Below are 5,480 nucleotides of genomic sequence, written 5' to 3' on the forward strand. Positions count from 1 at the left end.
ACCGCGCCCGCCGCGTCCGAGTGGGGGCACCCCCGCGCGACGGCGGACGAACCCCCGGAGAACCACCCCGGGGACCCGGCGTCGTAGCGCGGCGGGGCCCGGCCGCGCTACGGGTGCCTACCGGGCAGGTCTCAGCTACCCGGTCAGCTCAGCGACGCGACGTAGCCGGGTACGGGCGTGCCGGGCGCCAGGTCGTCCGCGGGGACCGGCGCGCCGTACGTCCGGGCGACCGGGACCACGCCAGTCCAGTACGGGAGCGCCATGTCTTCCGGTTCGTCGTTGGGGCCGCCGGTGCGCATCTTGGCGGAGACCTCGTCGAGGTCGAGGCGGAGTACGGCGGTGGCGGCCAGCTCCTTCGCGTTCGCGGGGCGGGAGTCGGCGGCACGGCCCGGCACCACATGGTCCACCAGCGCGTCGAGCGCGGCCGCGCGCTCGGCCTCGTCCCGCACCTGGTGGGCGGTGCCGTGCACCACCACCGAGCGGTAGTTGAGCGAGTGGTGGAACGCCGAGCGGGCGAGCACCAGGCCGTCGAGGTGGGTGACCGTCAGGCACACCGGCAGCCCCGGGTCCTCGGCTCCCGCCATCCGCAGGGGGCGCGAGCCGGTCGAGCCGTGGACGTAGAGGCGGTTCCCCGACCGGGCGTAGAGGGTCGGCAGGACGACCGGGGCGCCGTCGCGTATGAAGCCCAGATGGCAGATGTATCCCTCGTCGAGGATCGCGTGCACCACGTCCTTGTCGTACGAGGCGCGTTCCCGGGCGCGGGTCGGGATGGTGCGGTCGGTCGCGGCGTAGGCGGGGTCGTCCCGTTCGGTGGCGTCCGGTTCAGTGTTTTCGCCCGGCTCGGTGGTCGCACTCATTTGCGCACTCCTATTGCACTAGTGCATACTGTGTTTTGTGCTAGGAGAATATCCGATCGAAGGACGTGGTGCGGCGGAAATCGCGGCCAGTGTGGAGCGGGCGGTCGGCGCCGGTGCCCTGTCGCCCGGCCAATCGCTGCCGCCGCAGCGGGAGTTGGCCACGCGGCTGGGCGTCAATCCGAACACCGTCGCGGCCGCCTATCGCGTCCTGCGTGAGCGTGGAGTGGTCGAGACGGCGGGCCGCCGGGGGACCCGGGTGCGGGCGCGCCCCGCGAGCACGCCCCGCGAATGGCTCCGGGTCGAGGCCCCGGGCGCCCGCGACCTCGCGACCGGCAACCCCGATCCCGCCCTGCTGCCGCCGCTCGGCCCGGCCCTCGCTGAGGCCGCGGCGCGCGCCGCCGGGCGCCCCACGCTGTACGGCGCGCCGGGGGTCGCCCCCGGTATCGGCGAGTCGGCGCGTACCGCCTTCGACGCGGACGGCGTGCCGGACGGGCCCGTCGCCGTCACCTCCGGCGCGCTCGACGCCATCGAGCGCGTCCTCGCCGCCCATCTGCGGCCCGGTGACGCGGTCGCCGTCGAAGACCCCGGCTGGGGCAGCCTGCTCGACCTCATCCCGGCGCTCGGGCTGCGCACCGTACCCGTCGGGCTCGACGACGACGGGCCATTGCCGGAGGAGGTGGAGCGGGCGCTGCGTCAGGGGGCGCGGGCGCTCGTCGTCACCGACCGGGCGCAGAATCCGACGGGCGCGGCGGTGAGCGCGGCGCGCGCCCGTGAGCTGCGCGCCGTCCTCGCCGGTCACCCCGGTGTGCTGCTCATCGAGGACGACCACGGCCACGGCATCGTGGACCTGCCGCTGCGTCCGCTCGCGGGCGGCACGGACCACTGGGCCCTGGTCCGCTCCACCGCCAAGGCCTACGGCCCCGATCTGCGCCTCGCGGTGCTCACCGGCGACACCGTCACCCTGGACCGCCTGCGCGGGCGGCAGCGGCTCGGCCCCGGCTGGGTCAGCCATCTGCTGCAGGACACCGTGGCGCATCTGTGGCGCACCGGCGCGGTGGACGCGGCGGCGGTCGCGGCGTCGTACGACGCGCGCCGCGACGCCCTGGTGGCAGCCCTGCGGGAGCGGGGCGTCGCCGCGCACGGGCGCAGCGGGATGAACGTCTGGGTCCCGGTGCCCGACGAGACGGGCGCGGTGGCCCGCCTCCTGTCCGCGGGCTGGGCGGCCGCCCCGGGCGCCCGGTTCCGGGTGGCCTCGGGACCGGGTCTGCGGCTGACGGTCTCTCCGCTGCGCGCCGATGAGGTGGCCGGGCTCGCCGACGCGGTGGCCTCGGCGGTGACGAGGGGCCCGGCCCCGGCGGGCCGGGTGGACTGAGGCCGGTGCCGACGAGGATACCCTTGTGGACTACAACTTCTAAGAACAATCGGTAACGCAAGCGCTGCATCGCGTAGCATCGCTTACATGAATCTGGATCGCCTGCGCACCCTGTACGCCGTGGCCCGGCACGGCTCCGTGAGCGGTGCGGCCGAAGGACTGCACGTCACGACCTCGGCCGTCTCCCAGCAGCTGTCGAAGCTGGAGCGGGAGACCGGGCAGCAGCTGCTCGCCAAGAACGGCCGCGGGGTGCGGCTCACCGATGCCGGGCGGCTGCTCTCCGACCACGCGGCGCGGATCCTGTCCCAGGTGGAGCTGGCCCAGTCGGACCTGGAGGCGCAGCGCGGACACGCCGTCGGCGAGCTGCTGCTGGGTGCCTTCCCGACCGCCGTCCGCGGCCTCTTCCCCGCCGCGCTGGAGCGGATGCGGGCCGACCATCCGGAGCTGCGCGCCCGGTTGCAGGAGATGGAGCCGGACGAGTCGGTGCCCGCGGTGGTGCGCGGCGACATCGACCTGGCGGTCGTCCTCGACTGGTACAACAAGCCGCTGCCGGTGCCCGACGGGCTGGTCAAGGCGGCGCTGCTGGACGACCTGGTGGACGTGGCGATGCCCGCGGGCCACCCCTTCGCCGACCGCTGCGCGGTCGAGCCGGAGGACTTCGTGGACGACGAGTGGATCTCCTGGCCCGAGGGCGGCTTCTGCTACGACTGGCTGATGGTGACCCTGCGCGGCAAGGGCATCGAGCCGCACATCCGGCACACCGCGCGGGAGCACCAGACCCAGCTCGCGCTGATCGCCGCCGGGCTCGGGGTCGGCGTCATCCCCCGGCTCGGCCGCGGTCCGGTGCCCGAGGGCGTGCGCATGGTGCCGGTGAGCCCGCCCTCGATGCGCCGGCACGTCTACGCGATCTGGCGCGCCGACGCCGACCGCAGGCCCTCCATCCGCGCGGCGGTGGAGGTGCTGCGGTCGGTGGGGGAGAAGATCGTCGGCTGACCGGGCCGGTGGTGCGGCGCGCTCAGCCCTGGGGCAGCTTGCGGAAGTCCCAGGAGCTGACCGTGTCCGGGGTCAGCCGCAGCCACGCGTGGCGCCCGTCGTGCGGCATGGCGTCAAGACCGAAGTACTTCGCCGCGAACATCCGCTCCGGCGCGTCGAGTTCGGGACACGGCGCGCCCGAGCGCGGGGCCTCGCCGACGAAGACGGCCTCGCCGCTCAGCTCGACGCCGCGCAGCTCACTGTAGTCGTGCCCGTCGTCGACGATCACCGAGAGCCGGGGATCGCGGCGCAGCTCGGCCCAGCGGCGGCTGCGGGTCAGGGAGTACAGCCACAGGGCCGTGCCGTCCCAGCCGAACCACAGCGCGCTGATGTGCGGCCGTCCGTCCGCGGACACGGTCGCGACCCGGCACGTGCGCTGTTCGGTGAGGAAGGCGTCCAGCTCGGCCGCGGTCATCATGATGCGGCGTCCCCGCCGCTGGGTGACGGTCATCCGCACAGAATCGCGACTCTTCCCTCCATAGGCAATGGCCGTTACGCTCCCGGCTCCCGGCGCGAGAAGCCCGGCGAGAGAACCCGGCGCGAGAAGCCAGGAGGCCGACGTGTCGCTGTCCGCACTGCTGCGCCCCGAGGGCTGCGCCCTGCTCACCGTGGAATGCCAGCGAGGCGTCGTGGGGCCGGACGGCGCGCTGCCCGAACTCGCCGCCGAGGCCCGGGAGTCCGGGGCGCTCGGGCGTGTCGCCCGGCTGGTGTCGGCCGCCCACGACACGCGCGTACAGGTGCTGCACGCGGTGGCCGAGCGGCGCGCCGACGGGCGCGGCGCGAACCGCAACGCGCGGCTGTTCCGGGCCGCCGAGCGGCTGCCGGTGCGGCAGCTCGCCGGGAGCGACGCGGTACGGATCGCCGAACCGGTTCCGGTCGGCGCGGAGGATCTGGTGGTACGGCGGCTGCACGGCCTGTCGCCGCTCGCCGGGACCGGAGTGGACGCGCTGCTGCGCAATCTGGGCTGCCGGACCCTGGTCATCGTCGGCGTGTCGGCCAATGTGGCGATACCCAACGCCGTCTTCGACGCGGTCAACCTCGGCTATACGGCCGTGGTGCCCGAGGACGCCATCGCCGGGGTGCCCGCCTCGTACACCCCGGCGATGGTCCGTCATACCCTCGCCCTCGTCGCGACCGTCACCTCGACCGAGGACGTCATCGCCTGCTGGCAGGCGGTCAGGCCATCTTGATCGAGGTGCCCTCCACCGTGATCTTGGCGCCGGGCAGCGCCTTCGTGGCCGGTCCGCCCTTCGGGCTGCCGTCACTGATGTCGAACTTGCTCTGGTGGCACGGGCAGTTGATGGTGCCGTCCGACACGTCGCCGACCGAGCACCCCTGGTGGGTGCAGATCGAGGAGAACGCCTTGAACTGCCCCGCGGAGGGCTGGGTCACCACGACCTTGTGATTCTTGAAGACCATGCCGCCGCCCTCCGGTATCTGGGAGGTCTTGGCCAGCTCCATCCCGCCCCCGCCCCCCGAGGTGTCGCCGCCCGCGCCCGGCTGCCCGGCCTCGGCCGACTCCTGTGCGGAACCGGCATTCTGCGAGCCGCCCGAGTCGTTGCCGTCTTCCTTACCGCAGGCCGTGAGGGCGGCGGCCAGCCCGGCCGCTCCGGCAGCGGAGACGACGGCGCGACGGGTGGTGCCCCATCCGGTGGTTTCCGGCTGCGTCATGGTGGTGCCTCCTGATCCAGGGACGTTTTGATTCCATACGCGGCTCGGTGCTCACATGTTCAACCGTCGGCGCGATAGCCAGGCGCCGTTCAGATACCGGTGCTCCCCGCGGCGCCGCCCGTCCCGCGCTCCGGGGCGGGCTGGGCATGATCCGATGTCCGCCTCCGCCGGGAATCGCGCGGCCCATAGAACCCGCCGCGCTCGGCGTCGACTACTACGCGCGGCTGGAGCGGGAGCGCGGCCCCCAGCGGTCCGAGCAGATGGTCGCCTCCATCGCGCAAGGACTCCACCTCTCCCTCGATGAGCGCGGCCACCTGTTCCGGCTCGCCGGACAGACCCCGCCCCCGCGGGGCGCGGACAGCGAGCACATCCCTGACCGCCGGAAACCGTCACGACGTCACCCCGCTGATACCGCTGCTGGATGCGATCCCGCATGTTCGCGGTGCTCGCGGTCGTGACAGGCTCAGCGGATGGATCACACATTCGATTCTCCGCCCGCTGACCGAGAGCTCCTCGACTTCGCCGTCGGCTTGGCCACGCGTGCCGGA

General features: G+C 73.7%; 6 protein-coding genes and 1 pseudogene. 4 read left to right on the forward strand and 3 right to left on the reverse strand.

Annotated elements, in window-relative coordinates; all coding sequences use genetic code 11:
- Nucleotides 1-143 precede the first annotated feature (143 nt).
- On the reverse strand, nucleotides 144-857 hold the full coding sequence (locus ACZ6CL_RS42665; protein WP_468946911.1) for a pyridoxamine 5'-phosphate oxidase family protein: 714 nt from the start codon (nucleotides 855-857) through the stop codon (nucleotides 144-146).
- Between the two features lie 37 nt (nucleotides 858-894).
- Between ACZ6CL_RS42665 and ACZ6CL_RS42670 the strand changes: the two genes are divergently transcribed.
- Together ACZ6CL_RS42670 and ACZ6CL_RS42675 are read left to right on the forward strand one after the other, a co-directional pair.
- Complete coding sequence (locus tag ACZ6CL_RS42670) at nucleotides 895-2,229, forward strand: aminotransferase class I/II-fold pyridoxal phosphate-dependent enzyme (RefSeq protein ID WP_468946914.1); 1,335 nt, start codon at nucleotides 895-897, stop codon at nucleotides 2,227-2,229.
- 87 nt (nucleotides 2,230-2,316) lie between these two features.
- Nucleotides 2,317-3,222, forward strand: coding sequence for a LysR family transcriptional regulator (locus ACZ6CL_RS42675; RefSeq protein ID WP_468946917.1), 906 nt, complete (start codon nucleotides 2,317-2,319; stop codon nucleotides 3,220-3,222).
- 22 nt (nucleotides 3,223-3,244) lie between these two features.
- Here the strand turns inward: ACZ6CL_RS42675 and ACZ6CL_RS42680 are convergent, their stop codons facing one another.
- Nucleotides 3,245-3,712, reverse strand: coding sequence for a pyridoxamine 5'-phosphate oxidase family protein (locus ACZ6CL_RS42680; protein WP_468946920.1), 468 nt, complete (start codon nucleotides 3,710-3,712; stop codon nucleotides 3,245-3,247).
- A gap of 109 nt (nucleotides 3,713-3,821) precedes the next feature.
- On the opposite strand from ACZ6CL_RS42680, the gene ACZ6CL_RS42685 reads away from it, so the two are divergent.
- Nucleotides 3,822-4,451: a cysteine hydrolase family protein gene (locus ACZ6CL_RS42685; RefSeq protein ID WP_468946923.1), complete on the forward strand. Its 630-nt coding sequence runs from the start codon at nucleotides 3,822-3,824 to the stop codon at nucleotides 4,449-4,451.
- On the opposite strand, the gene ACZ6CL_RS42690 is transcribed toward ACZ6CL_RS42685, so the two are convergent.
- Entirely contained in the window at nucleotides 4,438-4,932 is a 495-nt protein-coding gene (locus ACZ6CL_RS42690; protein ID WP_468946924.1) for a Rieske (2Fe-2S) protein, read from the reverse strand. The two genes, ACZ6CL_RS42685 and ACZ6CL_RS42690, sit on opposite strands and share 14 nt — an antisense overlap.
- Nucleotides 4,933-4,967: 35 nt before the next feature.
- Between ACZ6CL_RS42690 and ACZ6CL_RS42695 the strand changes: the two are divergent.
- A pseudogene (locus ACZ6CL_RS42695) lies at nucleotides 4,968-5,303 on the forward strand (hypothetical protein); the annotation flags it as partial.
- Nucleotides 5,304-5,480 lie beyond the last annotated feature (177 nt).

This window comes from Streptomyces sp. NPDC041200 (genome assembly GCF_055591805.1).

What these genes read in the sequence shown, in the direction of transcription:
- ACZ6CL_RS42690 (WP_468946924.1), bottom strand. Translation starts at nt 4,932, where the DNA reads ATGACGCAGCCGGAAACCACCGGATGGGGCACCACCCGTCGCGCCGTC.
- ACZ6CL_RS42665 (WP_468946911.1), bottom strand. Translation starts at nt 857, where the DNA reads ATGAGTGCGACCACCGAGCCGGGCGAAAACACTGAACCGGACGCCACC.
- ACZ6CL_RS42680 (WP_468946920.1), bottom strand. Translation starts at nt 3,712, where the DNA reads ATGACCGTCACCCAGCGGCGGGGACGCCGCATCATGATGACCGCGGCC.
- ACZ6CL_RS42675 (WP_468946917.1), top strand. Translation starts at nt 2,317, where the DNA reads ATGAATCTGGATCGCCTGCGCACCCTGTACGCCGTGGCCCGGCACGGC.